The organism is Pantoea sp. SGAir0184 (assembly GCF_043544755.1).
In genome coordinates this window covers 370,244-395,518 of the sequence record NZ_CP028051.1, presented here as the reverse complement: position 1 = coordinate 395,518, position 25,275 = coordinate 370,244, and the positions used below count along the sequence as shown (strand labels likewise).

25 protein-coding genes are annotated in these 25,275 nt (G+C 59.1%); 12 read left to right on the top strand and 13 right to left on the bottom strand.

The annotated features are described in order from the left end of the window. Nucleotides 1-110 precede the first annotated feature (110 nt). Together C1N60_RS21930 and C1N60_RS21925 are read right to left on the bottom strand one after the other, a co-directional pair. Nucleotides 111-320, bottom strand: coding sequence for a glycine zipper 2TM domain-containing protein (locus tag C1N60_RS21930; protein ID WP_031279978.1), 210 nt, complete (start codon nt 318-320; stop codon nt 111-113). A 253-nt stretch (nt 321-573) separates the two neighbouring features. Further along, entirely contained in the window at nt 574-1,299 is a 726-nt protein-coding gene (locus C1N60_RS21925; protein WP_021508917.1) for a pirin family protein, read from the bottom strand. A gap of 123 nt (nt 1,300-1,422) precedes the next feature. On the opposite strand from C1N60_RS21925, the gene C1N60_RS21920 reads away from it, so the two are divergent. Continuing rightward, nucleotides 1,423-2,304, top strand: coding sequence for a LysR family transcriptional regulator (locus C1N60_RS21920; RefSeq protein ID WP_394521784.1), 882 nt, complete (start codon nt 1,423-1,425; stop codon nt 2,302-2,304). A gap of 1 nt (nt 2,305) precedes the next feature. Here C1N60_RS21920 and C1N60_RS21915 read toward each other — a convergent pair whose 3' ends face one another. The 9 genes from C1N60_RS21915 to C1N60_RS21875 all read right to left on the bottom strand — a co-directional run bounded on the left by C1N60_RS21915 (nt 2,306) and on the right by C1N60_RS21875 (nt 10,924). Continuing rightward, nucleotides 2,306-3,055, bottom strand: coding sequence for an anti-sigma factor family protein (locus tag C1N60_RS21915; protein ID WP_394521783.1), 750 nt, complete (start codon nt 3,053-3,055; stop codon nt 2,306-2,308). After that, a complete protein-coding gene (locus tag C1N60_RS21910; RefSeq protein WP_394521782.1) occupies nt 3,052-3,555 on the bottom strand; it encodes a sigma-70 family RNA polymerase sigma factor in 504 nt (167 codons plus the stop codon). Before C1N60_RS21910 ends, C1N60_RS21915 begins: the two co-directional genes overlap by 4 nt. Beyond that, nucleotides 3,555-4,109 carry a cytochrome b gene (locus tag C1N60_RS21905; RefSeq protein WP_021508913.1) on the bottom strand — a complete coding sequence of 185 codons (555 nt, stop codon included), beginning with the start codon at nt 4,107-4,109 and terminating at the stop codon, nt 3,555-3,557. Before C1N60_RS21905 ends, C1N60_RS21910 begins: the two co-directional genes overlap by 1 nt. Next, on the bottom strand, nt 4,106-5,155 hold the full coding sequence (locus tag C1N60_RS21900) for a catalase family peroxidase (protein ID WP_394521781.1): 1,050 nt from the start codon (nt 5,153-5,155) through the stop codon (nt 4,106-4,108). The genes C1N60_RS21905 and C1N60_RS21900 overlap by 4 nt, the downstream gene beginning before the upstream one ends. Before the next feature lie 71 nt (nt 5,156-5,226). Beyond that, entirely contained in the window at nt 5,227-6,450 is a 1,224-nt protein-coding gene (locus tag C1N60_RS21895) for an MFS transporter (protein ID WP_059009278.1), read from the bottom strand. Nucleotides 6,451-6,636: 186 nt separating this feature from the next. After that, nucleotides 6,637-7,584 (bottom strand): ROK family protein, encoded by a 948-nt coding sequence (locus C1N60_RS21890; RefSeq protein WP_132463284.1) that lies wholly within the window; start codon nt 7,582-7,584, stop codon nt 6,637-6,639. Next, a complete protein-coding gene (locus C1N60_RS21885) occupies nt 7,581-8,450 on the bottom strand; it encodes an ABC transporter permease (RefSeq protein ID WP_150058888.1) in 870 nt (289 codons plus the stop codon). The genes C1N60_RS21890 and C1N60_RS21885 overlap by 4 nt, the downstream gene beginning before the upstream one ends. Further along, nucleotides 8,450-9,370 carry an ABC transporter permease gene (locus C1N60_RS21880; protein ID WP_238562156.1) on the bottom strand — a complete coding sequence of 307 codons (921 nt, stop codon included), beginning with the start codon at nt 9,368-9,370 and terminating at the stop codon, nt 8,450-8,452. Before C1N60_RS21880 ends, C1N60_RS21885 begins: the two co-directional genes overlap by 1 nt. Nucleotides 9,371-9,388: 18 nt before the next feature. Beyond that, nucleotides 9,389-10,924: an ABC transporter substrate-binding protein gene (locus tag C1N60_RS21875; protein ID WP_059009281.1), complete on the bottom strand. Its 1,536-nt coding sequence runs from the start codon at nt 10,922-10,924 to the stop codon at nt 9,389-9,391. A 285-nt stretch (nt 10,925-11,209) separates the two neighbouring features. Here C1N60_RS21875 and C1N60_RS21870 point away from each other — a divergent pair, with 285 nt between their 5' ends. From C1N60_RS21870 to C1N60_RS21860, 3 genes are read left to right on the top strand one after another with little or no spacing between them, the layout of a single operon-like run. Beyond that, nucleotides 11,210-12,343, top strand: coding sequence for an ROK family protein (locus C1N60_RS21870; RefSeq protein WP_394521780.1), 1,134 nt, complete (start codon nt 11,210-11,212; stop codon nt 12,341-12,343). 11 nt (nt 12,344-12,354) lie between these two features. Beyond that, nucleotides 12,355-13,797, top strand: coding sequence for a M81 family metallopeptidase (locus tag C1N60_RS21865; RefSeq protein ID WP_394521779.1), 1,443 nt, complete (start codon nt 12,355-12,357; stop codon nt 13,795-13,797). Beyond that, the gene (locus tag C1N60_RS21860) at nt 13,794-15,590 is read left to right on the top strand and encodes an ABC transporter ATP-binding protein (RefSeq protein ID WP_058781053.1); all 1,797 of its coding nucleotides are present in this window, start codon (nt 13,794-13,796) and stop codon (nt 15,588-15,590) included. Before C1N60_RS21865 ends, C1N60_RS21860 begins: the two co-directional genes overlap by 4 nt. A 17-nt stretch (nt 15,591-15,607) precedes the next feature. On the opposite strand, the gene C1N60_RS21855 is transcribed toward C1N60_RS21860, so the two are convergent. Further along, nucleotides 15,608-16,777 carry an ROK family transcriptional regulator gene (locus C1N60_RS21855; RefSeq protein WP_058759002.1) on the bottom strand — a complete coding sequence of 390 codons (1,170 nt, stop codon included), beginning with the start codon at nt 16,775-16,777 and terminating at the stop codon, nt 15,608-15,610. 264 nt (nt 16,778-17,041) lie between these two features. Here C1N60_RS21855 and C1N60_RS21850 point away from each other — a divergent pair, with 264 nt between their 5' ends. Genes C1N60_RS21850 through C1N60_RS21830 form a run of 5 tightly spaced genes read left to right on the top strand, consistent with a single transcriptional unit; the run spans nt 17,042 to nt 22,066 of the window. Further along, nucleotides 17,042-18,280 (top strand): extracellular solute-binding protein, encoded by a 1,239-nt coding sequence (locus tag C1N60_RS21850; protein WP_394521778.1) that lies wholly within the window; start codon nt 17,042-17,044, stop codon nt 18,278-18,280. A 9-nt stretch (nt 18,281-18,289) separates the two neighbouring features. After that, nucleotides 18,290-19,201 (top strand): carbohydrate ABC transporter permease, encoded by a 912-nt coding sequence (locus C1N60_RS21845; protein WP_394521777.1) that lies wholly within the window; start codon nt 18,290-18,292, stop codon nt 19,199-19,201. Then, the gene (locus C1N60_RS21840) at nt 19,191-20,030 is read left to right on the top strand and encodes a carbohydrate ABC transporter permease (RefSeq protein ID WP_394521776.1); all 840 of its coding nucleotides are present in this window, start codon (nt 19,191-19,193) and stop codon (nt 20,028-20,030) included. Before C1N60_RS21845 ends, C1N60_RS21840 begins: the two co-directional genes overlap by 11 nt. Beyond that, nucleotides 20,030-20,980 (top strand): carbohydrate kinase family protein, encoded by a 951-nt coding sequence (locus C1N60_RS21835; RefSeq protein ID WP_394522001.1) that lies wholly within the window; start codon nt 20,030-20,032, stop codon nt 20,978-20,980. The genes C1N60_RS21840 and C1N60_RS21835 overlap by 1 nt, the downstream gene beginning before the upstream one ends. A 3-nt stretch (nt 20,981-20,983) precedes the next feature. Further along, nucleotides 20,984-22,066 (top strand): ABC transporter ATP-binding protein, encoded by a 1,083-nt coding sequence (locus tag C1N60_RS21830; protein ID WP_058776100.1) that lies wholly within the window; start codon nt 20,984-20,986, stop codon nt 22,064-22,066. Nucleotides 22,067-22,184: 118 nt separating this feature from the next. On the opposite strand, the gene C1N60_RS21825 is transcribed toward C1N60_RS21830, so the two are convergent. Continuing rightward, nucleotides 22,185-23,594, bottom strand: a complete 1,410-nt coding sequence (locus tag C1N60_RS21825; RefSeq protein WP_394521775.1) for an MFS transporter — start codon at nt 23,592-23,594, stop codon at nt 22,185-22,187. 115 nt (nt 23,595-23,709) lie between these two features. Between C1N60_RS21825 and C1N60_RS21820 the strand changes: the two genes are divergently transcribed. The 3 genes from C1N60_RS21820 to mazF all read left to right on the top strand — a co-directional run bounded on the left by C1N60_RS21820 (nt 23,710) and on the right by mazF (nt 25,241). Further along, complete coding sequence (locus C1N60_RS21820; RefSeq protein ID WP_394521774.1) at nt 23,710-24,564, top strand: helix-turn-helix transcriptional regulator; 855 nt, start codon at nt 23,710-23,712, stop codon at nt 24,562-24,564. 99 nt (nt 24,565-24,663) lie between these two features. Further along, nucleotides 24,664-24,909: an AbrB/MazE/SpoVT family DNA-binding domain-containing protein gene (locus tag C1N60_RS21815; protein WP_058770344.1), complete on the top strand. Its 246-nt coding sequence runs from the start codon at nt 24,664-24,666 to the stop codon at nt 24,907-24,909. Beyond that, a complete protein-coding gene (gene mazF / locus C1N60_RS21810) occupies nt 24,909-25,241 on the top strand; it encodes an endoribonuclease MazF (RefSeq protein WP_394521773.1) in 333 nt (110 codons plus the stop codon). The genes C1N60_RS21815 and mazF overlap by 1 nt, the downstream gene beginning before the upstream one ends. Nucleotides 25,242-25,275 lie beyond the last annotated feature (34 nt).

The window sequence follows — 25,275 nt, the reverse complement described above, 5'->3', positions numbered from 1 at the left end:
AAGAAATTTCTGGCCGATGAATATTTCAACGCGGGGCTATTGACGGCAGGTTATGAAGTGAAATGATTTCGCCAGCATTCCGGCTGGCGAAATCCTGAGTAGCGGTGGAATTAACGGCTGACTTCGTGACCAATCAGGCCGCCGATAGCCGCGCCGCCGAGGGTACCGAAGGTGCTGCCGCCGGTCAGAACGGCGCCGCCTACCGCACCTACACCAGCGCCAATGGCGGTGTTGCGGCCACGATGAGACATGCCACAAGCCGTTACAGAAAAGGCTAAAACCAATACCACTGCGATATTAAAGCTGCGTTTTAAAACCATCAAAATCCTCATTACCATTAATTCTAATGGAATGTAATAGTGTTAACTTTGTTTGTTGTTTAGCCGCCAAATACCTGGCGTAGCGTGCTTATCCTGGAGGCAAATTTAAGGGGCTTTGCATTTTTGTGGAAGGTAAAAATTCCTATTTTATGCCGGACCTGCCAGGTGCTGGTTATTATTCGTACCTTAAGCCAAATAAAAAGGCATGGCGTGAAGGTTCACGCCATGCCTCGATGACTTACCGCGCAATGAATTAACGCTGCGGATGATTAACTTCTACTGGTCGTAAATCAAACACCAGCACTTCAGCATTGTTACCGTTGGCGAACTGCAGCGCCGTCTCATTGCGTACGCGCGCGCCGTCGCCGGCTTTGAAGCTCACGCCATTCACTTCAATGCTGCCGCGCGCCACGTGAATATAAGCATAGCGATCGTTAGCCAGTTCCAGCGTCTGCTGCTCAGCACCGTCAAACAGTCCCGCGTAAATACGCATATCCTGACGTACGCGCAGCGAGCCGTTGTCGCCTTGTGGCGAAACAATCAGGCGCAGCTGACCACGTTTGTCGGCCTCTGCCACTGACACCTGCTGGTAACCTGGCTCGGTACCGCGTTCTGCCGGCACAATCCAGATCTGCAGGAAGTGCACATTGTCCTGTTTCGAGTGGTTAAACTCGCTGTGCGTTACGCCGCTACCGGCGCTCATCAGCTGCACGTCACCGGGCACGATAACCGAACCGGTACCCATGGAATCTTTATGCTCCAGCGCGCCTTCCAGCACGTAAGAGATAATCTCCATGTTGTTGTGCGGATGCGCACCGAAACCGCGACCCGGTGCTACCTGATCATCGTTAATCACCAGCAGATCGGAGAAACCGGTCTGTTGTGGGTCCCAGTAGCTGGCAAACGAAAAGGTATGGCGTGAATGCAGCCAGCCGTGATCGCCTAAGCCACGTTGTTCGGACAGTCGTTGTTCAATCATGGTCTGCTCCTAAAATTTTTAGCTGGAGGGCGAAGGCCCTTCCCGTTGCTGACCAGTATACGTAAACTGATTTGCCCAACAATGCGCCTGTATGACAATGACTGTCACAGATAAGTGGACAATATGCAGATTGAAGATCTCCGAATTTACGTCGCCGTAATCAAAGCGGGCAACTTTACCGCTGCGGCTGAACAGCTGATGCTCTCCAAGCAGTACGTCAGCCGGCGCATCGCCGCGCTGGAAGAGTCACTCGGGGCGCGTTTGCTGAATCGCAATACGCGCAAACTGTCCGTTACCGACAACGGCCAGCTGTTTGCCCAGCATGCGCAGCGCATTCTGGATGATGTGCAGGAAGCCGAACTGGCGGTGTCTGGTCGTCGTCAGGTGCTGCGCGGCAGTTTTCGTCTCAGCGTGCCGATGTCGTTCGGCATCAGCCATCTTTCCCCTTATATCGCCGAATTCCTGAGCCAGCATCCCGGTATCCAGTTCCAGGTGGAACTGGCGGATCGGCATGTGGATATGGTTGGAGAGGGTTTTGATATGGCGATCCGCATCGGCACGCTGCCGGACTCCAGCCTGATCGCCAAACGGCTGGGCGAATTCCGCCGCGTGATCTGCGCCAGCCCGGCCTACCTGCAGGCCGCCGGCGCACCGCGTGAGCCGGAGGATCTACTGCAGCATCTCTGTCTGCGCTATGGACGTGAAAGCCAGACCGGCTGGGAGCTGTTTCAGGGCGACACGCGCAAAGTACTGGCGGTACAGGGACCGATGGTCAGCAATAACGGAGAAATGCTGCGTGATGCGGCCGTCGCCGGGCTGGGGCTGATCCTGCTGCCGGAGTTTATCGTGGCTCCGGCGCTGGCGCGAGGTGAGCTGGTGACGGTACTGGATGACTGGCATCCGGCCTCGCTGCACCTCAATGCGCTTTATCCGCAGCATCGCCAGCGCAGCGAGATCAATCGGGTATTCATGACGTTCCTGCAGGCAAAGCTGGCAGGCAAATGAATCAGCCCACTTCGCTGCCTATCGCAGCACGCAGTGCCGGTGCGGCTTCCCCGCTCATCGGGCTCACCAGTGCATAGTTATAGTGGCGATCGCTCCAGTATTGCGCCACCAGATTGTCCGCCTGGCGCGACCCCTTTTCCAGCCGCACGGTTTGCGGGCGGATGTACCAGCCAACGCGCGTACCGCTGGCGGTCTGATACAGCACCAGCGCCGAGGCGCCATGCTCATTCGCCATCAGGCGCGCGCCGATGAGCTGATAGCCAAAGCGCTCCAGATTGGGCGGCAGCGTACCGTTGATAAAATAGCGGCCCAGCCAGCTGGCCAGCTGTGTCGTCTGATGGGTGCTAATGTCCATCGTCGCCTGCTGCGCGCCATCGCCGAATAACCGGTAAGCCTGTACCGCATCCTCCATCGGTAACGGGTGATTCTGTAAGCGTTCAGTCATCTGCCAGCCGGACAGACTGCCGATCCCCAACGCCAGCACCAGCGAGCAGGCCAGCGCCAGCCGCTGATAACGCTGCCGCGCGCGCCGCTGGCGTAGCTGTGCCGGTTGCAGTGGCGTAAAGGCGGTTCGCGCCATGTTGCGCTGCAGGCTTTGTTGCAAGCGCAGCTTGTCCTGACGCCAGCCCTCAACCTGGGCGGCGATGTCAGGATGCTGCGCCAGCCAGACGCTGACGGCCTGATGGCTGGCGCTATCCAGTTCACCATCCAGCCAGGCGTGCAACTGGTTCTCATCGGGCGGGATATTCATTTTAATCTCCTCAACGTCACCGGGGCCGGCAGGCCTTCGGTCATATGCTGCAACTGTTTTCGCGCCCGCGACAACCGTGACATCACGGTGCCCAGCGGAATGTCCAGCGTGTCAGCCGCTTCCTGATAACGCATGCCTTCCACGTTAACCAGGAGCAGCAATGCGCGACTGTCAGACGGCAGACGGGCGAACAGCGCCAGCATCTCATCGGCGATGGCGTGATGCTCAGCCGACTCGGCAAAGGACTCGGCGCGGCTGAACAGCGTCATAATCGCCTGCCAGCGCTTACGGCGCCGTTCGCCATCAATGAACTGATGCCAGAGAATGGAAAATAGCCAGGCACGCAGACTGCGCGTGTCATCGCGCGCCGCGTCCAGTGCTTTGACCAGCGTGTTTTGTACCAAATCCTCAGCGGCCATGCGCTCACGCGTCAGCCCCAGCGCAAAACGCTGCAAATGCGGCAGTAATGCGCGGATTTCGTCATCGCTCAATGCAGACATTATTTTTGCTCTCGCACCCGGCGCAGGCCGGTCATGCTACTCAGCACGCCATCCCGTAAAATCAGACCATGCAGCAGCGCGGCAGCCAGATGGGCCAGGATCAGCGCGAACAGACTAAACGCCAGCAGCGAGTGTAACGGGCGCAGCACGGCATAACTTTCCACGCTAACCGGCAGCAGCGGCGGCAGCACCAGCCCCTCGCCAATTGTCACCGGAAACCCGCCTGCCGACAGCATTGCCCAGCCTACCAGCGGTTGCGCCAGCATCAGTAAATAGAGCGCCAGATGGGTCAAATGTGCCACCGTTTGCTGCCAGCCCGGCACCGACGCGGGCATGGCGGGCACACCATAGTAACGCCGCAGCCCGATACGCACGACCACCAGCAACGCGATTACCACGCCGAGCGGTTTGTGTATCGCCAGCAGCAGTGAATGGGCAGCCGAGATATCCGCCACCATCGCCACGCCGATAAATAGCATGGTCAGCACGGCCAGCGCCATCAACCAGTGTACGATGCGCAGCAGCGGATGAAACAGGGTTGTCTGGTGACTCATGATTTTTTCTCCTGCTGGCGCGCCTGTTCAGCCGTGCGCAGATTGAAAGATTTCGCGTAAGCGGCGGAGCGCGCGTTGAGCAGCGGATCGTCCGAACCGCTGATGCCCTGCGGCAGAATAAGCGGATCGTAATTGATGTCATTGCAGCTGCCGCCCTGTTGCGGGCTGCTGTCGCGCAGCGTCAGCGTACCGGCGACAACCTGCTGCCGATCGGCTGGCCACACCTTGCTGGCATCGTTCACCGCATCGCCGGGCTGAGCCACGCTGATCACCAGATCCCACTTCAGCGGTGCGGTCGCCAGCCGGTCGTGCAGGTCGCTCTGCAGATAATCCGGCTGCTTCTGCTGAGCGGCGCTAATCGGCTGCCATGGCGTACGCGGCACCAGACTCCAGCGCACAAAGCGCGTTTCCCCCTGCGCATTGGTAAAACGGAAGGCATTCAGGCTGTTGTACTGCTCCTGTGCCCAGCTGGCGGCCAGCACATGGGTTTTCACCCAGGCAAAGAACGGTTTAACTTCGGGATGGGCAACGGTAAACGCCATCAGCTTTTGCGCATCAGGTTTGCCGGTCTGCGGCAGCGGCCGGCTGGCCTGCTGCTGATCGTAAAAAGCCTGCGGCGTACTGACCGGGAAAAACGGCAGCGCGTTCATGCCGGTACGCCACTGCTCGCCGTGCGCCAGCTGAAATTCCAGCGCCAGGCTGCGCACCGGCACGCCATAGTCCGGCGCGTGCGGATTACCGCCGGCAATGGCAAAGCGGCCAATCACCGGCACCGTACCCGGCTGGAAAACGCTGGCGCGTGACAGAAACGCCGCGTTGCCGCTGGAGGTAAAATCACCGGTAACGCACACGCCCTTGGCATGATTGCGCCGGTATCCCGGATGCACACCGCTGTTTTGCTGCAGCGACTGCACCAGACTTTGCGCACTGAGGCGCTGCGGCGTCAGCCAGCCGCCTGCAGCAAGAAACAGCACCAGCAGTAATCCGGGAATAATGACCACCAGCAGTAACAACGGCAGATGTCTGACCGTAGGTTTAAAGTTCATCTTAGCCAACTCAGTAAGGGAAAGTGGGCATAAGACGAACCAGCGCGGCGTTTATTCCCGCGCGGTAAAAATTATTTTATGGCGAGCGCCGGCGTCCGGCGCGCATCGCGCACCGCAACGGCATGAATCAGCAGCCCCAGCACGGACAGAATGGCCCCAACCCAGCCGGTGGACTGCCAGCCCAGCCCGGCGGAAATGGTGATGCCGCCGAGCCACGCCCCCAGCGCGTTGGCAATGTTGAACGCTGAGTGATTAAGCGCGGCCGCGAGGGTTTGTGCATCACCGGCCACGTCCATCAGGCGGATCTGTAGTACGCTTCCCAGCGCCACCATGGTACCGACCAGCATCACGTTAAGCGCCCCCGCCAGCGCATAATGCGCCGCGAAGACAAACGCGCTCAATACCAGCAGCGACCACACCAGCACAATGCGGATGGTTTTCTCCAGCCCGCGATCGGCCAGACGTCCCCCGACAAGGTTGCCGATAATCATGCCAAGACCAAACAGCGCCAGTATCGCCGGCACCAGATTCTCCGGCAGGTGGGCCAGTTCCATCATGGTGGGTTTAACGTAACTGAATACCGAGAACATGCCGCCGCTGCCAATCGCGCCAATCGCCAGCGTCAGCAGAACCTGCTTGCGCGTCAGCGCCGAGAGCTCGCGCAGTGGACTGGCCTGCTTGTCACCGGCCACATTGGGAACCCAAAGCCACACCAGTAACAGCGTCAGCAGCGCCAGTCCGCCGACGATGGCAAACGCATCACGCCAGCCAAACCACTGGCCGATGGCGGTAACGGCAGGTACGCCAATCAGATTGGCGATGGTTAATCCCAGCAGCACCATCGACACCGCCTGCGCGCGCCGCGCGCGCTCCACCAGTCCTGCCGCCACCAGCGCCGCAACGCCAAAGAAGGTGCCGTGCGGAAAGCCCGCCAGAAAGCGGGCCACCAGCATCGCAGGGTAGCCCGGTACGACAGCGCTCAGCAGATTACCCAGCGCAAACAGGCCCATCAGCGTCATCAGGAAATTACGCCGTGAAGCCCGCGCGCCGAGAATAGCCAGCAGCGGCGCGCCAATCACTACGCCGAGGGCATAAATGCTGATGAGATGGCCGGCCTCAGGAATCGTGACGTTCAGGCCTTTCGCCGCATCGGGCAGCAGGCCCATGATGACAAATTCACCGGTGCCGATGGCAAATCCACCGGTGCCCAGCGCGAACAGCGCTTTTGGCACGCTGTGACGCGGCAGCGAGGCCTCGTCCGGAAGCTGAGAGAGTTGAGGTTGTACTGATGACATGTTTTTTTCCGTACCGCAGGTGAAAAAAACAGCAAAGAGGCTGGCGACAGTGTCTGTTCACCAGCCTCTTTGCTGCGGGTTTTAGCGCGTCAAGCTTAGCGCATTTAAGGTTGAATCGGGTTCAACGAAGTCTTGAGCGCAACACGGTAACCGAAAAGCACCAGCAACGGGCGAAAGGGCAAAAGCTCAGGACGCGCTGAGCGCCTGCCGCGCCAGCAGCGCCGCGCCCACCATGCCGCCCTGATGGGCAAACTCGCCCGGCACCACCAGCGCATGCGCTGTGCTGCGCAACACGCAGCGCTGCACCGCATCATTAAGCGCAGCAATCAGCGGGGTGACCGAAGCCAGGCCGCCGCCTACCGCCACCCGCGACGCGCCGGTAATGTTAATGGTGTAGGCGAGCGGCTCGCTTACCAGTTGCAGCCAGGCTTCTATCGTCTGCTGCGCCCGCGCTTCTGCCTGCTGCCAGCGGGCAATGATTTCCACGCTGCTGGCGCTTTCAGCGTGCAGCACCTGATGCAGCGTTTCCAGTCCGCGCGCGCCGCCGTAGGTGTCCAGACACCCTGTCTGGCCGCACGGACACGCCTGGCGCGGCACGCGCACGCGACGATGCGCCAGCGTCACTTCCGTGAGGGTAATCGGCCCGTGGCCCCATTCGCCGGTCAGGCCGTTTTGTCCGGTGATAATGCGGCCGTCCGCCACCAGACCACCGCCCACGCCGGAACCGAGAATCGCGCCAAACACCACTTTGTGCCCTTTGCCGCTGCCGGCCAGCGCCTCGGCCAGGGCAAAGCAGTCGGCGTCGTTGTGCGCGATCACCGGCCGCTGCAGCACCTCACCCAGTTCCCGCGCCAGATTACGCCGGTGAAAAGCCGGGATGTTGCTGGCAAACATTTCGCCGGTTTGCGGTGCCACGATCCCCGCCGTGGAGATGGCGACAGCCGCCTGGCTGCTGAAATGGTTATGCTGCCCGGCGATCATCTCGCTGACTCTGGCGCAAAATGCCTGCCAGTCCGTCGCCGGGATTTTTTGCTGATCGAGCAGGGTTAGCCGATCCTGTGCATCCATCACGCCAAGCTTGATAAAGGAGCCGCCCAAATCGAGGCAGATCACAGTTGAGTGCGGGTGAGTCATAAACGTTTATCCATTACATCGCGCAGGCCGTCGCCCAGCACATTAAAACCGAGCACGGTAATCAAAATCGCCAGTCCAGGAAATAGGGAGACGTAAATATTTAGCCCGAGAAAGTTGCGGCCATCGCTCATCATGGTGCCCCACTCCGGCATCGGCGGCTGCACGCCGAGCCCGAGAAACGACAGACTGGCGGCAGAAAGCACCACCGCACCAGCCGTCAGCGTCGACTGTACAATCAGCGGGCCAATGGCGTTGCGCAGAATATAGTGCGTGATAATGCGCGGGTATCGCACGCCAAGCATATGCGCCGCTTCGATATACTCCATATTTTTCAGTCCCAGCGTCAGGTTGCGACTCAGACGTGCATACACCGGGATCGAGAACAACGAAATGGCGATCAGCATGTTTGTCAGCCCCTCGCCGAGCACGCTGACAATCAGAATCGCCAGTACGATGCCGGGGAAGGCGAAAATAATATCCATCAGCCACATGATCAGCGCATCAATTTTGCGTCCAGCCAGCCCCGAGATGATGCCCAGAGGAATGCCGATCGCCATCGAGATGGCTACGCTGAGGCTGACTTCAAACAGCGTGATGCGCGCGCCATAAATGACGCGGGCAAAAATATCGCGGCCGTAATCATCGGTGCCGAACCAGTGGGCAGCGGAAGGCGCCTGCAACGTGTTCAACAGATCCTGCTCGATGGGATCCCAGTGAGTGATCAGCGGTGCGAAAAGGGCAGCCAGTACCACCAGCAGCACCAGCCCGCCTCCGGTCGTGATGGAAGGGTTGCCAAGCAAAAACCTCACGATCTGGCGGCGGCGGCGCGCGGGCGGCGGCTGGAGAGACGTGTCGAAACTGTTCATCAGTCGAACCTTATTTTCGGGTTGAGCAAGCCAATCACTATCTCACCCACCAGATTCATCAACACCACGCCGGTTACCGCCACTAACGTTACGCCCTGAATCACCGGATAATCGCGGTATTTCACCGAATCCACCAGCAGGCGGCCAATACCCGGCCAGTTAAACACCGACTCAGTGACCACTGCCCCCCCGATCAGGCTGCCAAAATTCAGCGCGACGATGGTGACAATCGGTATCAGCGCATTGCGCAGCGCGTGTTTCCAGTTAACGCTGGCCGACGATAATCCTTTGGCTCTGGCGGTACGGATGTAGTCCTGACTGAGCACATCCAGCATGCTGGAGCGCGTCATCCGCGCGATCATCGCCATCGGGAGAATCGCCAGCGTCACGGTCGGCATCACATAGTTGCGCCACGAATCAGCGCCGAGTAGCGGCAGCCAGCCGAGCTGTACCGCAAAGTAGTTCATCGCCAGCAACGCCAGCCAGAAATTCGCAATCGAGGCACCGGCAATGGTCAGTACCATGACGATCTGATCGGGAATCCGCTGCCGGTAAATGGCCCCGGTCATGCCCGCCGGCACGCCGATGGCAATCGCCAGCAGGTACGCCAGCGCCGCCAGCGACAGCGTGTACGGCAGGCGTTCGCTGATTTCGGTCATCACCGGACGCTGCGACTGCAGCGACAGCCCGAGATTGCCATGCAGCGCTTCACCGGCAAACCTGACGTATTGCAGCGGCAAAGGCTGATCCAGCCCGAGGCGCACGCGCATACTGTCCACCGCTTCCTGCGGCGCTTCGGGGCCGGCCATCAGGCGTGCCGGATCGCCCGGCAGCGCGCGGATGGCGATAAACACGATGATCGACACACCGAAGATAATTAACGGCAGCGAGAGCATCTTTTTTGCGACATACGCTTTCATATCAATCAGCCATCAGCACTATTTCTTCACGGCATCACGGACCACAATCTGGCCGCCCGGTTGCATCGTCACGCCACTGATATTTTTGCGCGTCGCATACAGATCGTCCTGATAGTAGAGCAGCACCTGCGGGGCGAGTCCGCTGATCCGCTGCTGTGCCTGGAAATAGAGCGCTTTGCGCTGGGCATCGTCGAGCGTGGAGGCGGCGCTGTCGATTAGCTCATCGGTACGTTTGTCGCTGAAGAAGCCGAGGTTAGCCCCGCCGGGCGCAAAGCTGCTGCTGTGATATAGCGGACGCAACTGCAGATCCGAGCCGTACAGCCCCGAGGACCAGGACGCCAGCACCGCGTCCGTCCCCTGCGCGGCTTTCTCTTTGGCATCGGCAAACGCCGCTTTGGCCCATACGCCGCTCTCCATCTGGCGCACGCTGAGTTTGACGCCAATTTTGCTCCACATACCCTGCAGAACCTGCGCGGTGCGTGCGTCAGGTGCCTGCACGGCAATCGACATGGCGAAGCCGTCGGCATAGCCCGCTGCCTTAAGCAGATCTTTGGCTTTCTGCACATCATATGGATAGTCATGCAACGCTTTGTCGTAGTTGGCATCGACCGGCGCCAGTGGGGAATTGGCCGGCTGCGCATAACCAAACATCACCGCTTTTACCAGCGCCTGCTGGTCGGTCGCGAAGTTCAGCGCCTGGCGTACTCTGACATCGCTGAGGGCTTTACTCTGCGTATTGAGATCGATCCAGAATACCGCCGCGCCCGGCGACTGTTTTAACTGCACGCCGGGATTATTTTTTAACATGCCGGCAAATTGCGGCGGCACCGGGTTAATAATATCGACCTGACCGGATTGCAGCGCCATATTCATGACTGACGGCTCACTGCTCCAGGTCCATTTTATTTCGTCCGGCCCGGCAGACTTGCCCCAATAGTCCGGATTCTTCTGCTCCAGGACAAATTCACCGGATTTATACTGCGCCAGTTTATAGGGTCCGGTACCGTCGGCTTTATTATTGATCGTGCCGGCTTTGTCAGCTTGTGGACTCACCATTAATCCCGGACCGGAGGCCAGCACGGTTAAAAACGCCGGATTAATTTTCTTCAGTGTAAAGGTGACGGTTAAGTCATCTTTTTTCTGCACGTCCTGAATAAAGGTGCGAATTTTCCCACTTCCGGCAAGACCGCGCTTCGTATCCAGATGACGCTGAAAGTTTTCAACGACCGCATCGGCATTAAATGGCGTGCCATCGTGGAATTTAACGTTGGGACGCAGCGTAAATTCCCAGTGCAGTCCGCTGTCGTCGGCATGCCAGGAGAGCGCAAGGGCCGGCATGATTTTGCCATCGTCACCGAGCCGCGTCAGGCCTTCATACATCGGGTCCAGCACCGTGCCGGTAAAGGTCGCGGTCTGATTGCCCGGGTCCATGCTGCGCGGCGGTTCGTTTTGCATAATGACCAGCTGAGCAGCCAAAACCGATGCGCTGGAAAACGACGCCAGAATACCCGCGGCAAGTGTCAGTACCCTGAAATGCTTGAGTGTGCTTTGCATGAAGGCCTCAGTGAATCAGTGACAAAGAGTGAAGAGTCATTGCCCGGCAGGCAGCTGACCGTCAATGCGCGCCATCGCCTGCCATACGCTTTGGTTGTGTTAACGGCAGCAGATGAACGGGCTCGACGCTATATAAGGCACACTCTGCAAACAAAAGCCAAGATGTCAGTTCATATATTTTACTTATAATTCGATCTGCATTCAGAAAATAAACTAAATACGCTTGAATTTGTTTTCAAGGCTGATTAATGTCGGCCAAATACAGCCTGTGCCGTGAGAACTCTGATGCTTAATGCTCATCAGCAACAAATTGTGCGTTTATTAATTGCTTCGCATGGCATGAGCCGCACGGCAATTGCGGAAAAAATGAAGCTGAGTAAAGCCGCAATCAGCACTTTAATCAAAGAGATGCTTAGCGCAGGACTGCTTGAAGAGAGCATTCCGGAAAGTAACGGTCAGGGTCGGCCTTCGGTGTTATTAAAAATGCGTGCCGACAGCGCCTATTTTCTCGGTGCGTCGTTGCTCGGTGACGATGTGTATCTGGTGCTGACGGATATGCATGGCCGCATCCTGGCCAGCACTCACATGCCGCTGAATCCCGATCCTGCGCTGCTGGCTGGTGCGCTGGCCGCCGCCATTCCCGGCCTGATTGCACAAAAAGGTATCTCCGCCGATCAGCTCATCGGGCTGGGCGTCACGCTTTCCGGCTTTGTGGATGAAAACCAGGCGGTGTGCGTCCAGTCTGCCCTGCTGGGCTGGAAAAACGTCCCGCTGGCGGCACTGCTTAACGCGCAAACCGGTCTGGAGGTGTCACTGGAAAACGATGCCAAAGCTCTGGCGGTCAGCGAAAAGATTTTCGGCGTGGCGAAAAAGGCACGGAATTTTACCCTGATTTCCCACGGCGACGGCATTGGCTCCGCGCACTTCTTTCAGGGGCAGCTGCACCGCGGCGCGCACGGTGGGGCCGGTGAAATTGCTCACTGTACCGTAGAGCCGGGCGGGCGTCCGTGCCGCTGCGGCAAACGCGGCTGCCTTGACACGCTGGCGTCGCTCACTGCGATGCGTGAAAGCATGCGTGACAAACAACTGCCCTGCACCAGCGTTGCCGAACTGGAAGCGCTGGCGGTAAAAGGCAATAGCGCCGCGATCGCTATTCTGCACCAGGCAGGTGACGCACTTGGCCTCGCCATCGCCAATATCATTCAGATGAACGATCCGGAGATGATTATCATCGCCCATCAGCCGGATGCGTTCGACGGCCTGCTCAGAACCGTGGTGATGCAGGCGATAGATAGTCACGTGTTGCCTTCAATCATGGGCAAGACGCCCATCGCCAGCATGGCGATTGATCAGTTGAGCTGGGCCCGCGCCGCAGCCAGTGTGGCGGCTTACCGTTTTATCGTTCACTTACCCGACTAGCGGAGTCTGTTATGCGCATTGCCTATGGTGGAATTCATACTGAATGCAGTACCTGGAATCCGGTGCTCAATTACGCCGACGACTTCCGCATCGTGCGGGGTGAAACGATGACGTCCAATCCCTATTTCGCCTTTCTGCAGGATTACGCGGCCGAATTTCTGCCGACCTTTCACGCCCGCGCCATTGCCGGTGGGCCGGTGGCACGTGTGACCTATGATGCCTTCAAACAGGAGTTTCTCCGTCGGCTCGAGGCGTATTTGCCCGTGGATGGCGTTTACCTGGCGATGCACGGCGCGGTATATGTCGAAGGGATGGAAGACGCGGAAGGCGACTGGATTAGCGCGACGCGCGAGCTGGTCGGGCCCGATTGTCCGATTAGCGTCAGCTACGATCTGCACGGCAATGTCTCGCAGCGCATCATCGACGCGATCGATATGTTTTCGACCTACCGCACAGCACCGCATATCGATGTGGAGGAGACCATGCGCCGTTCCGTCTCAATGCTGGTCAAAAGCCTGCAAAGCGGCATCCGACCGGGCGTGGTGTGGGCACCGATCCCCGTGGTGCTGCCAGGCGAGCGCACCAGCACGGAAGATGAACCGACCAAAAGCCTTTACGCCAGCCTGCCCGGCATTAACGCACTTGAACATATCTGGGATGCTTCGCTGATGGTTGGCTATGTCTGGGCGGATGAGCCACGCGCCACGGCGGCCGCCATCATGACCGGTACCGATGCCGATGTGCTGTCTGAGCAGGCGGCCAAACTGGCGCTGGCTTACTGGCAGGCGCGTGAGCAATTTGTATTTGGCTGCGTGACCGGCAGTACTGAAGAGTGCGTACGCATGGCGATTTCCAGCCCTGGAGGACCGGTGATTCTCGCCGACTCCGGTGATAACCCGACCGGCGGCGGCGTGGGCGATCGGGCCGATGTACTGGCCGAGCTGCTGCGGCAAAATGCGCAGGATGTCATCGTTGCAGGCATTACCGATAAACCGGCCACGGAGGCGGCCTTCGCCGCAGGCGTCGGGGCCCGGCTCTCCCTGACTATCGGTGCCACGCTGGATCCTGCCGGCGGCAAAGTCAGCGGCGAGTTTGACGTGCTGCTGCTGAGTGATGATGCCCGTTCGGTTGCCCGTCAGGCGCTGCTGAAGATTGCAGGCATTACCGTGGTAGTTGCCGATCGGCGTCGTCCTTATCACAACCTGGCGGATTTCGCCCTGCTCGGACTCGATCCGCGCCAGGCAAAAATTGTGGTGGTAAAATCCGGTTACCTGTCGCCCGAGCTGGCGCCGATTGCCAATCCCAACCTGATGGCGCTGTCGGAAGGTGTGGTCGATCAGTATGTTGAACGGCTGGTGCGCAAGCGCAAGTTGCAGCCGGCTTATCCGTTCGATACCGATTTTACCTTTGTGCCGGTCAGCACCCGCTCGGCGCGCTTTGTGGCGGCACAATGAATCGCGCTGACCCGCCGGTGCTGAGCATCGAAAATCTCACCGTCGCGTTTCGCAGCGATGACCGCTGGCGTGAGGTGGTGAAAAACGTCTCTTTTACCCTCGGGGCCGGTGAAACGCTGGCGATTGTGGGTGAGTCGGGCTCAGGCAAAAGCGTTACCTCGATGGCGATCATGCGTCTGCTGAATAGTCGTCACGCACGTATCAGCGGCAAAGTGCTGCTGAACGGCGTGGATTTGCTCACGCTGAGCGAACGTGCAATGCGCGATATCCGTGGCAATGCCATCGCGATGATATTCCAGGAGCCGATGACCAGCCTTAATCCGTCGTTCACTATCGGTCACCAGATTGCTGAGGCGCTGATCGCGCACCGCAAAATCAGCGCACGCGCTGCCCGCGAGGAGACCATCCGGCTGCTGGAGAAAGTGCGTATTCCCAACGCGGCCAAACGCTTCAGTGATTACCCGCACCACTTTTCCGGCGGCATGCGTCAGCGCGTGATGATCGCCATGGCGCTGGCGCTGCGTCCAAAATTGCTGATTGCTGACGAGCCGACCACCGCGCTCGACGTCACGATTCAGGGTCAAATCCTTGACCTGATCAAGACCCTGCAGGAGGAGGAAGGCACCGCCGTGCTGTTCATCACCCACGATATGGGCGTGGTGGCAGAAGTCGCCGACCGCACGCTGGTGATGTATCAGGGCGCGATGGTGGAAACCGGCAGCACCGCCGCGATTTTTTCTGCCCCGGCGGCAGAGTATACCCGCACGCTGATTGCGACCGTGCCGCAGCTCGGTGCCATGCGCGGCATCGATGGACCGCGTAAGTTTGCGCTCAACGGCGAAGCGCCGGTGGCGCAGGCGCGGCAGACGCCACAAGGGCAAACGCCGCTGCTGTCGGTGAAGAACCTCAGCACGCGCTTCAGCATTCACGAAGGGCTGTTCAGCCGTAAAACCGGTGCGGTGCACGCCGTGGAGAATATCTCGTTTGATCTGCTGCCGGGTGAAACCTTGTCGCTGGTCGGCGAATCCGGCTGTGGCAAATCCACCACCGGCCGCTCGCTGACGCGGCTGGTGCAGCCGGCCTCCGGGCAGATTGCTTTTGACGGCAGCGACGTGCTGACCCTCTCCCGGCAAGAACTGCGCAAGCTGCGCTGCGCCATGCAGATGATTTTTCAGGATCCGTTTGCCAGCCTTAACCCGCGCATGTCGGTCCTTGAAGCCCTCACCGAACCTTTTTTACAGCATCGGCTGGGCAGTAAGGCCGCCGCACAGAACAAAGCGGCCGAACTGATGACGCGCGTTGGCCTGCCCGCAACCATGCTGAAACGCTATCCACACGAATTTTCCGGCGGCCAGCGTCAGCGCATCTGCATTGCCCGTGCGCTGATGCTCGATCCGAAAATGATCATTGCCGACGAGTCGGTGTCCGCCCTTGATGTCACCGTGAAAGCGCAGATCATCAATCTGCTGCTCGATCTGCAACACAGCCTGAATCTGTCGTATCTGTTTATCTCACACGATATGGCGGTAGTAGAGCGTATCAGCCATCGTGTGGCGGTGATGCTGCTGGGAGAGATTGTTGAGATTGGACCGCGCGCGGCTATTTTTGAGAATCCGCAGCACCCTTACACACAAAAACTGCTCGCGTCGGTGCCGGTGCCCGATCCGGCGCGCCGCCATTTAAAACGGTACGTGGACGTCAGCGAGCTGAAGAGCCCGGTGCGTGCCAATGGATTTGTGCCGGAAACACGGCATTATCAGGAAGTGAGCGCCGGACACTGGGTGATGCGGTAAAACGCTGGCCGCGTTTTTCACTTCATCAGCACCTGGAACTGCGGATTAAACTCATCAAAAATTGGCAAAGCCGCTGCGCCGAGGGCGGCGGTGTCACTGCCGGTCATGCCGGTCTTGAGTCGCGTGCCGGTCAGATAGCGGCCGCGCACCGATTGGTAGAGCGGCGGCAGGCGCTGGATAATTTTATCCAGCAACACCGCTGGCATCATGCCGCCGATAATCACGCTCTCGGCATCAAAGATACACTCCAGCATGTTTATACCCTGTCGCAGCGGCGTAAGCACGGTATCAATCCAGCGATCAAACAGCGCCGGATCAACCTGCAGTAAATCTTCCGGCAGCGCGCTCATCGGGTCGAGCCCGCAGAATTCGTAAGCGGCCTGCAGCGAAACATAACGCTCCAGGCAGCCATGATTGCCGCAGTAACACTCACGTCCACCGGGTTCAACCACTACATGCCCTACTTCACCGGCGTTGTGCGCATGGCCGCTGTACACATGGCCATCCATGATGATGCCCGCGCCCAGGCCCGTGCCAATGTACAGATAAATAAAGGAATTAAGATGACGCGCCACACCGTGAAAGCGTTCGCCAATCGCCGCGACTGTGGCATCATTCTCCAGCGTGACCGGCAGTCCGCTCATCTCAGCGAGACGCGCGGCGATATCGACATCCTCCCAGCCGTGCAGCGTGGTCGGCCCCATTGACGAGATACCCTCCACACCAAACGGCCCCGGCATCACCACGCCAATACCCAGCACTTTTTGCCAGCGCGGCCCGGTCTGCTGTTTGATCTCCGCCAGCACCCCGGCAATGCGCGCTAATGTGGCATCCGGCTGCGGTTTTTGCACCATAATAAGGCGGCGAAAATGGATTTCACCGGTCAGGTCCACCAGCACAATCAGTAGCGTCTGATGGTCGAGATGGATGCCGATGGAAAACGCACTGGCAGGATTCAGGGTGACCGGAATCGCCGGCTGACCGCGGCCCTGCTTACGCGGCTGACGGCTGGTGAGCAACTCCGCCTGCTCCAGTTCAGCGACGATATTCGAGACGGTTTGCGGCGTTAACGCGGTCAGTCGCGCCAGCTCGGCACGGGTCAGCTCACCGTGCAGGCGTATCGCTTCGATAATCACCCGACGATTGTGCGCGCGCGCATGTTCCAGATTGGTTCCCGACGTTTTCATCCTGCTCGCTTCCCTCTTTTAACTACCGCTGCGGACCGCCGCCTCAATATCTATGATCGGCAACACATTTTACAACCTGTTTACCTGACAGCGGCAAAAATCTGTGCAAAGTAGTGTCGGATGGCAGCGTTGTTTTCTGCCCTGGCACGTCCCTTGCTTTAGCTCACTGCTGTCAGCCACTGCGCGATGGCAATCTGTGCGCGATATTAAATCAATCAAATTGATTTAATTAAACACCCTCTACTGCATGAAGGCGAGAACGCAATGAAAAATCAGATGAAAGGTTGTTTTGCCGCCGTACTGTTCGCCTGCGCGGGCAGCGCGGCAGCGGCTACCACTACGCTTAACGCCCTGTTTATGACGCAGGCGGCCTACAGTGAAAACGATATCCGCGCCATGACGCAGGCGTTTCAGACAGCGCACCCGGACGTGCAGGTCAATCTGGAGTTTGTTCCTTACGAAGCGCTGCACGATAAGATTGTCGCGGCACGCGGCGCGGGCGGCAACGGTTACGATGTGGTGCTGTTTGATGCCATCTGGCCGGCTGAATTCAGCAAGTTCGACCTGTTGCAGGATGTCAGCAGTCGCATCAGCGCAGATGAAAAAGAGAAAATCTTCCCCGGCGCAATGAACACCGTGGTGTTCAAAGGCAAAACACTGGGCATGCCGTGGATCCTCGACACCAAATATCTCTACTACAACAAAGCGATGCTGGAAAAAGCCGGCATAAAAGATCTGCCGCAAACCTGGCAGCAGGTGATGGATGATGCGCGCATCATTAAGCAGAAAAATATCGTTAAATATCCGCTGGTATGGAGCTGGTCACAGGCGGAAGCGCTGGTGTGTGACTACACCACGCTGGTCTCCGGCTTCGGCGGCAAATTCTATAACAACGGTAAGCTCGATTTCTCAACGCCAGCCTCGCTGCAGGCGGTGAAGCTGATGAAAAGCTCGCTTGATGAGGGTCTGACCAACCCGGCTTCGCGCGAATATCTGGAAGAGGACGTGCGCAAAGCCTTTTCCAACGGCGATGCGGCTTTCGCGCTCAACTGGACCTACATGTACAACATGGCCAACGATGCCAAACAGAGTAAAGTCGCCGGCCAGGTTGGCATCATGCCCGCACCCGGCGATGCGCCCAATCGTTTCGGCGCGGTCAACGGTTCGATGGGTCTGGGCATTGCCAAAGGCAGCAGCCATCCGGAGCAGGCGTGGCAGTACATCAGTTACATGACTTCGCAGCCGGTACAGAATAAATACGCCACGCTCAGTCTGCCGATCTGGAAAAGCTCCTATCAGGATCCCGCGGTCAGTAAGAATCAGGAGAGCCTGATCGCTGCTGCCGACAAATCGCTGAATGTCATGCTGTCGCGTCCGGAAACCGCTGATTACTCACGTCTCTCCAACACCCTGCAGCAGCAGCTGCAACGGGTTCTGGTCGGCAGCGCGACACCGGAAGCAGCCATGCAGGCGGTAGACAAAAGTGCGGCGCGTCTGCGTTAAGGGGTCAGTATGCTGAGTTTGCGTCAACGCGAACAACGGCAGGCATGGGTGCTGCTGGCACCCATGCTACTGGTGATGCTGTTGCTCACCGCCTGGCCGCTGCTGCGCACTATCTGGCTGAGTTTTACCGATGCCGCGCTGATTGGCGGTGGCGGTGAAGCGCCGCAATGGATTGGCCTGGAGAACTATCTCTACGCCATTACCGATGCGGATTTTCAAACCTCGCTGTGGCGCACGCTCTACTTCACCGTGGTGTCGGTAGCGATTGAAGGCGTCATCGGCGTGCTGGTTGCGCTGCTGCTCAACCAGAAATTCGCCGGACGTAACGTGCTGCGCGTGCTGGTGATTCTGCCGTGGGCGCTGCCAACCATTGTGAACGCCATGATGTGGCGCCTCAATTTCAATCCGGACTACGGCAGTATCAACGCCCTGCTGACGCAGCTCGGTTTCATCGATGGCTACCGCAGCTGGCTGGGGTCGCCGTCTTCCGCGCTCAACGCGGTAATGTTTGCCGACATCTGGAAAAACTATCCGCTGGTGACGCTGCTGGTGCTGGCAGCGCTGCAGTCGGTGCCGGAGGATCTCTACGAAGCGGCACGGCTGGATGGCGCATCGGCATGGCGGCGTTTTCGTGCCATCACCTTTCCGGCGATTGTTGGATCGCTCAGCGTGGCGCTGGTGTTACGCACCATCGACGCCTTTAAAATCTTCGACATCATCTACGTGATGACGCGTGGCGGTCCGGTCGACAGCACCAAAACGCTGAGCTTTTACGTCTATCAGGAATCCTTCAGCTACCTGCGCGCCGGCAGCGGTGCGGCTTATGCCATGTTAATGACGCTGCTGTGCGCGGTGCTGATCACCCTTTACATGTTATTACTGTGGCGGCAGCGCCGTCGGGGAAGTGCCTATGAAGGTTAAACTGCGTACCTGCGCTAAATACGCGGCGGCGCTGCTGGTGGCGCTCTCCGTCGTGGCACCGATGGGCTGGCTGTTTCTGATGAGCGTCAGCGCCACCAGCGATCTGACACGCGTGCCGCTGGAGTGGCTGCCGCGCCAGTGGGATTTCAGCCGCTACGGCAGGCTGATCTCGCTGGAACCCGGCCAGCCCGGCGCGCTGTTCCTGCATGCGCTGGGTAATAGCCTGCTGGTGTCAACCGGCGCAACGCTGGTGTGCCTGATGCTCGCGATCCCGGCAGCGTTCAGCTTCTCGCGCTATCGCGGCCGTGACGGCTGGCTGTTCGCGTCTCTGGCCATCTATATGGTGCCGCCGGTGGCGTTTGTGCTGCCGCTCTACTTTCTGCTGCAGCAGTTCGATCTGCTCAACACCCGACCCGGTTTGATCATCGTGTACTGCTCGCTGATTCTGCCGTTTCTCACCTGGATGCTGAAAAACCAGTTTGATGCCCTGCCGCAGGATATCGAACAGGCTGCGCGTCTTGATGGACTGCGCGTCTGGCAGGTGCTGCTGCGCATTACGCTGCCGCTGGCGAAACCGGTGCTGGGCGCGGCGGCGCTGTTTGGCTGGCTGCTGGCGTGGGATGAATTTTTCTACGCCCTGCTGTTCACCAGCAACATCGCCGCGCAAACCCTGCCGGTCACCATTGCCGGCTTTACCGCAGGCCGCGCCACCGACGATGGGCTGATTGCCGCCGTCGGTATTCTGGCGTCGGTTCCTCCTCTCTTTATCGCTATCTGGCTGCAAAAAACGCTGGTCAGCGGCCTTGCCAGTGGCGGGAGCAAAGGATGATGAGCAATAAGGAAGCCCGCGCCACGCTCTACGTGGTGGGCAATATCAATGTCGATGTCATCATGGGTACGCTGGACAGCTGGCCGCAGCGCGGCACCGAAGTGATGCTGCAGCACAGTGAGCTGCGTCCGGGCGGTTCGGCAGGCAACTGCGCGCTGGCGCTGGAAGCGATGCAGGTGCGCCATCGCGCCGTCGCTAATCAGGGCGATGACGGCCTCAGCGCATGGCTGGCGAGCCATTTTCCGCACAGCGCGGCGCACTGGACACGCTACGCCTGCGAAACCTCGCTCACCGTTGGCGTCACGCACTCCGATCACGAGCGATCGTTCCTCAGCAATCTCGGTCACATTGTGCGGCTCAGCGCGCTGGACGTGCTGAGCCAGCTCCCGGCGCAAGCCAGCAGCGGCGATATCGTGCTGCTGTGCGGCACGTTTCTCTGCCTGCAACTGTATGACGACTATCCGCAGTTGCTGGCCGAACTGCAGCAGCGCGGGTTTATCACCGCCGTCGATACCGGCTGGCCACCACAGGGCTGGAGCGATGAGGTGCGCGCGCAGATCGCCCACTGGCTGCCGCAGTGCGACTGGCTGCTGCTCAATGAAGTCGAAACGCTCGGGCTGAGTGGCGCAGATGATCTGCACACCGGCGCGCACCTGCTGGCGCAACGGCTCAGCGGGCGCGGCGGCTGCGTGGTGAAATGCGGTGCGCAGGGCGCGGGCTGCTGGCAACGTCAGCACAGCCTGCAACAGCCTGGTCGCGCGGTCGCGGTGGTCGACACCATCGGTGCCGGCGACAGCTTTAACGCCGGCTTTCTCACCGCGCTGCTGCATCAGCAGGATCTTGCCACCGCGCTGCAATGGGGCATTGCGGTGGCCTCACTGGCAATCAGCACGCAGCCACGTCGCTATCCCGACTGGCAACAACTGCAACTATGCGCACAGGAGTTTTAAATTATGGCCGGAGTTGAACTCGTTAAAGTGGCCAAGCGCTACGGTAAACAGTCGGTGCTGCATCCGCTCGACCTGACCATTCCCGACGGCAGCTTTACCGTGCTGGTTGGCCCGTCCGGCTGCGGCAAGTCGACGCTGCTGCGCCTGCTCGCCGGACTGGAGAGTCTCTCCGACGGCGCGATTCTGATGGATAAAGTGCAGATTAACGATCGCGATCCCGCCGATCGCGACATTGCGATGGTGTTTCAGAGTTATGCGCTTTATCCGCATCTGACGGTGGCCGAAAACCTGGCGTTTCATATGCAGGTGAAAAAGGTACGTCGCGATGAGCAACAGCAGAAAATCGCGCGCATCGCCGCGATTCTTGGCATAGATAAGCTGCTGCAGCGCTACCCGCGCGCGCTCTCGGGTGGGCAGCGTCAGCGCGTGGCGATGGGCCGCGCCATGGTGCGTAATCCGCAGGTGTTTCTGTTTGACGAACCGCTCTCTAACCTTGATGCCCAGCTGCGCATGGAGCTGCGCGCCGAGATCAAGTCGCTGCATCAGCGTTTCAAAACCACCATGGTGTATGTCACGCACGATCAGGTAGAAGCGATGACGCTGGCCGACCAGATTGTGGTGATGAAAGAGGGACGCATCGTGCAACAGGGCGCACCGCTGGCGATCTACGATCGTCCGGCAGATACCTTTGTGGCGCGTTTTATTGGTTCGCCGCCCATGAACCTGTTACCGGCACAATTGCTGACGCATGACGGCGTGCCGGGCGTGCAGTGTCAGGACTGGTGGCAGCCGCTGCCCGCGCAGTGGCAGGCGGTGGCGCGGGAACGTGAAGGCGCTGCCGTGACGCTGGGGGTGCGCCCGCACGATTTGTGCGAAGTGCAGGACGGCGCGCCTGCGAGGGTGAACGTGGTGGAGATTACCGGGGAATCAACCCTGCTGCACCTTGACTGGCACGGTCATGCGCTGCACATGCAGATGGCCGGACGGCATGCGGCCGGCAGTGGTGCGACGCTGCGCATCGGTTTCAATCCGCAAAAAATTCATCTGTTCGATGCCGAAAGCGGTTTACGCCTGGCGGAAAAGTAAGCGCGGCGCGGTTTTCAGGTGCCGGGGCGCATCAATGCGCACCCGGCCCAAAAACCTGTTATTACCTTGCAGGATCAGCGTTTACGGTGACCAGAAGGGCTGACTTTTCCCTCCGGCGTCAGCCTTCAGCCGTCGCCGGCTGGAATGTCCGGCGGTTGACGCTGGTCAGCACAACCAGCAGTGCCATCATCAGCAACTCCACCGTCAGCGTACCGCTGATGGCTGCCAGATGATTACCATGCTGATTGATCTGGGTGAACACGCCGCCGAGCAGCATCGGTCCCAGTCCCAGCGCCGATTGCTGCACGGTGGACAGCACAGCACTGCCTGCGCCAGCCTGATGATGCGGCACCCCGCTCATGCCAATGCGGTAGAAGGTGCTGACAATAAACGACTGGCCAAAGCCAATCAGCGCGGTAGCCGGAATCAACGTAGCAATGCCCACCTGCGGCCACTTCAGCTGCAGCGTCGCGATCAGCGCCACCAGCCCGACCATCTGAATCGCACAGCCAGACAGTAACGTGGCACGTTTACCATAGCGCTCAACCATGCGGGTAGTACGCATTGAGCCGATAAAATAGGCCGCACCAAGGGCAATAAACGCGTTGCCGGACTGGAAAGCGGTCATGCCGATGCCGGATTGCAGCGTCAGCGCCACCGCGAACATAAAGCCGCTCCAGCAGGAGAAGAACAGCACCGCCAGCGTCAGACCAAAACGCACGCTGGAAAGACGCAGCAGCGAGGGCGGCAGCAGCGGCGATCCGCCAGCGGCTTCCAGTCGCAGCGCGCTATGACGCAGCCGATGCAGAAACAACGGAAACAGCGCCAGTAGTAACAGGCACGGCCACGACCAGTGCAGCAGCGGCCCCAGCGCGAGTGCCAGCATCAGACAGCCGATCGCGCCGGCCAGCAGCAGCGTACCGCTCACATCCACCGGCACGCGCTTGAGGTTATGCGTTTCCGGCACGAAGCGGCGCGCGGTCAGCAGGACGAACAGGCAGATCGGCAGGTTGATGAGAAACACGCTGCGCCAGCCGTAGCCGCCAATATCGGCTTTGATCAAAAAACCGCCCAGCACCTGGCCAACAATAAAAGCCAGCCCGCCGATACCGCCGTACAGGCCAATGGCCCGCGCATGCGCCCTGCCCTGCAGCGTAACGTGCAGCGTGGCGAGAATCTGCGGCACCATAAAAGCGGCACCGACGCCCTGCAGCGCGCGCGCAAACATCAGCATGCCGACGCTGTTAGCGATGCCGCACAATAATGACGCAATGCCAAAGATCCAGACGCCAGCCAGAAACACGCGACGGCGGCCAAAGTTATCACCCAGGCGTCCGCCCATCGCCAGACAAATAGCAAAAGCGATACCGTACACCGCCACGATCAGCGCCAGCGCGATCGGCGAGGCACGCAGCGATTGCGCCATCGCATCCAGCGCGACGTTGACTATGGAAAAGTCGATCATCGGCAATAGCTGCCCGGCCAGCAGGACCACCAGTCCTGCACGTTGAAGTTGCGATGTCTGCATAGCGTTAACCTTGTTTTTAGTTTCACTATGGCATAGCATCACCTAACCATTAAACGGGTACCAGTTCTTGATTATCATGGTATAAATTCTACCCGTCTCGTCTGGAGAGCTGCTGATGAGCACCGCGCAAACCCTTACCCCCGCTGAGCTGAACAACCGTAAATTACTCGGTACCTTTTTACGTACGCGCCGTGAGAGCCTGGATCCTAACCGCCTCGGTTTACCGCGCATGCGTCAGCGCCGCACGCCGGGTTTACGCCGTGAAGAGGTAGCGCAGCTGGCGGATGTCGGCGTCACCTGGTACACCTGGCTGGAACAGGGGCGCGATATCAAAGCCTCCACCAAAACGCTGACGGCCATCGCCAGCGCCCTGCAATGCAATGATATTGAGACGCAGCATCTTTTCTCGCTGGCCGGACACACCCTGCCATCGACGCGCGTCGCCGCTGCCTGCTGCAAACTCGCCGGACATAATCAGCAAATGCTGGATGCCATTCAGCTACCGGCGATCATCGAAACGCCGCGCTTCGATATCCTCGGCTATAACCAGGCGTGGTGTGCGCTGATGGGCGTCGATTTAGCCCAGATCGCGCCGGAAGATCGCAACTGTATCTGGCTGGCGTTCAACCATGCCGGCTGGCGCAATGTGATGACCGACTGGGACGAAGTGATGCCGCAGATGGTGGCGATGTTTCGCGGTCAGATGGGCGAGCATCTGGGCGATCCGCACTGGGAGAGCTTCCTGGCGCGATTGCTGAACAGTTCCGATGAGTTCGCGCACACCTGGCAGCGCTACGAACTGGGCAAGGTGGAAAACCGCGTAAAACGCTTTTACCGTGCCGAAGTAGGCGAAATGACCCTGCGCCAGAATAACTGGTGGTCGGCGTCACGCAACGGCGATCGCCTGCTGGTATATGTGCCGGATGATGCCGCCAGCGCAGCGGCGTTGCAACAGTTAACGGCGCGCTGAATCCTGCCGCTTTCTTAACATGTCAGGCTGAAGGTGTTTATACGTTGTATCAACATCATCACGGCTATACAATGTATACACATTCTTCGGAGGCCTGTTATGACGACCGTCACCTTAAAGAAATGGGGCAACAGTCCCTCGATTCGCATTCCGTCCAGCGTGATGCAATCCGCGTCGCTCAGCGTGGACGATAAACTGGAACTCAGCGTTGAAGATGGCAAGCTGATCCTTGTGCCGCTCAGGGAAAAGGTGTATTCACTGGACGCTCTGCTGGACGAGATCACCGACGATAACGTCCATGATAAAATTGATTTTGGACCTTCAGTGGGCAAGGAAAGAATCTGATGGTGTCACGTTTTGTTCCCGATGCAGGCGATCTCATCTGGCTGGATTTTGATCCCACCCTTGGCCATGAACAGGGCGGCCATCGTCCTGCGGTTGTGCTGAGTCCCTTTGCCTATAACAACAAGGTCGGCATGTTGTTGTGCGTCCCGTGTACCACCCAGGTCAAAGGCTATCCTTTCGAAGTTTCCCTTGTCGGTAGCCGTGATAGTGTGGCGCTGGCCGATCAGGTCACCTCCATCGACTGGCGCGCCAGAAAAGTGGAAAAAAAAAGCCATGTGACCGCCGAGGAACTGAGTGAGATTCGCGCTAAAGCTAAAGCGCTGATTGGCTGACGTCCGTTATCTTTGCCATCGCCACCGATAAGAA